The sequence below is a fragment of the Methylibium sp. T29 genome, from assembly GCF_000576205.1.
In the GTDB taxonomy this organism is placed as follows: domain Bacteria; phylum Pseudomonadota; class Gammaproteobacteria; order Burkholderiales; family Burkholderiaceae_C; genus Methylibium; species Methylibium petroleiphilum.
Genome location: NZ_AZND01000432.1, coordinates 1 through 1,741, shown reverse-complemented (window position 1 = coordinate 1,741; position 1,741 = coordinate 1). Strand labels below are relative to the sequence as shown.

Genomic DNA, 1,741 nt, shown 5'->3' with positions numbered 1-1,741 from the left:
CCCGCGGCGCCGAGGACGACCTGCACGCCACCGCCGACGACCACGCCGACCCGCTGGCCGCCCTGCAGCGCCGCCAGCGCACGACGGCCTCAACGCGGCGTTCGACACGCTCGAAGAGCGCGAGCAGCTGATGATGAAGATGATCTACGAGCGCGGCCTGGACCACCAGGACGCCGCCGAGTCGCTGGGCGTCAGCCCCTCGCGCGTGTCGCAGATGCACGCGGTGGTGGTGCAGAAGCTCAAGCGGCGGTTGAAGGACTGGTAGAGCCCTGCCGCGCGACGCGCGCTGCGGCCGCGTCAGGCCTTGCGCAGCCCCCGCCCCACCCAGCGCGAGCGGCACAAGGCGACGAACTCCACCGCCCCCCACAGCAGCGCGCTGCCGAGGGCGCGCGCCGGAAGGCCGAAAGGCTGGCGTCGAGTGCGACCGTCGTTCATGGGGGCTCCCTGCGTTGCGCCGGACCTGGAACAGGCCCGTGCCGACGCACGCTAGCGGCGGCATGTGACACCTTGATGGCGGTGCGGTGAAACCCGCCGCGGCGCATGAAGAAGGCCATGCCGGCGGGTCGGCGCCGCTATCCTGGGGTTCCCGTGGCCGGACTGTGCCGAGTGATCTCTCCTGAACTGGCCGAACTCGCCGAACTGCAGCGCATCGTCGAGCAAGGCGGCGCGCACCTGCAGCAGCGCGTGGTGTGCGAGGTGAGCGTCGGCGACGGCCTCTGCCTGCCGGTTCACGCCATCACGCTGGGCAACCCCGATCCGGCGCTGCCGGCGGTGGGCTTCTTCGGCGGCGTGCACGGGCTGGAGCGGATCGGCGCCGAGGTGGTGCTGGCCTGCCTGCGCAGCGTGGTGAACCGCCTGTCGTGGGACGTGCTGCTGCACCGCCAGCTCGACATGCTGCGCCTGGTGTTCATGCCGCTGGTCAATCCTGGCGGCTTGTGGCGCGGCACGCGCGCCAACCCGCAAGGCGTGGACCTGATGCGCAATGCGCCGGTCGACGCCGACGATCGCGCGCCCTTCCTGGTGGGCGGCCAGCGGCTCAGCGCCGGCCTGCCGTGGTACCGCGGCGCGCTGGGCGCCGCGATGGAGGCCGAGAGCCAGGCGCTGTGCCGCGTGGTGAAGGAGGAGCTGCTGACGCGGCGCTTCAGCGTCGCGGTCGACTGCCACTCGGGCTTCGGCCTGCACGACCGCATCTGGTTTCCCTACGCCCACACGGCACGGCCGATCCCGCACCTGGCGGAGATGCATGCGCTGAACGTCCTGCTCGACCAGGCGCACACTCACCACCGCTACGTGTTCGAGCCGCAGAGCCGCCAGTACCTGGCGCACGGCGACCTGTGGGACCACCTCTATCTGCGCGCCAGCGAGCAGCATTCCGAGCGCGTGTTCCTGCCGCTGACGCTGGAGATGGGCTCGTGGCTGTGGGTGAAGAAGAACCCGCGCCAGCTGCTCACGCGCCACGGCCTGTTCAATCCGTTGATCCAGCATCGCCAGCAGCGCGTGCTGCGGCGGCACGTGGCCTGGCTGGATTTCATCGCCCGCGCCGCCTGCGGCCATGCCGCCTGGCTGCCGCAGGGCACGGCACGCGAGCAGCACCAGGAGCAGGCGCTGGCGCGCTGGTACCGGGGGTGCGGCGGTGAGCACGGGCGTGCGATCTGCGGCGGACGACGCCGAGCCCTGGGTGCTGCTGCGCGGCCTGACGCGCGAGGCGCGGCACTGGGGCGACTTCGCGGCGCAGTTGCGC

Annotated in this window: 2 protein-coding genes and 1 pseudogene; 2 read left to right on the top strand and 1 reads right to left on the bottom strand. The window is 72.1% G+C overall.

What is annotated here, in order from left to right; genetic code table 11:
* The coding region (locus x551_RS27980) for a sigma factor-like helix-turn-helix DNA-binding protein (protein ID WP_275452082.1) at positions 1-265 on the top strand (265 nt) is incomplete at its 5' end.
* Positions 266-297: 32 nt separating this feature from the next.
* Here the strand turns inward: x551_RS27980 and x551_RS26035 are convergent.
* Positions 298-435, bottom strand: coding sequence for a hypothetical protein (locus tag x551_RS26035; protein ID WP_155935896.1), 138 nt, complete (start codon positions 433-435; stop codon positions 298-300).
* A gap of 105 nt (positions 436-540) precedes the next feature.
* Between x551_RS26035 and x551_RS21765 the strand changes: the two are divergent.
* A pseudogene (locus tag x551_RS21765) lies at positions 541-1,620 on the top strand (M14 family zinc carboxypeptidase); the annotation flags it as partial.
* Positions 1,621-1,741: the final 121 nt, after the last annotated feature.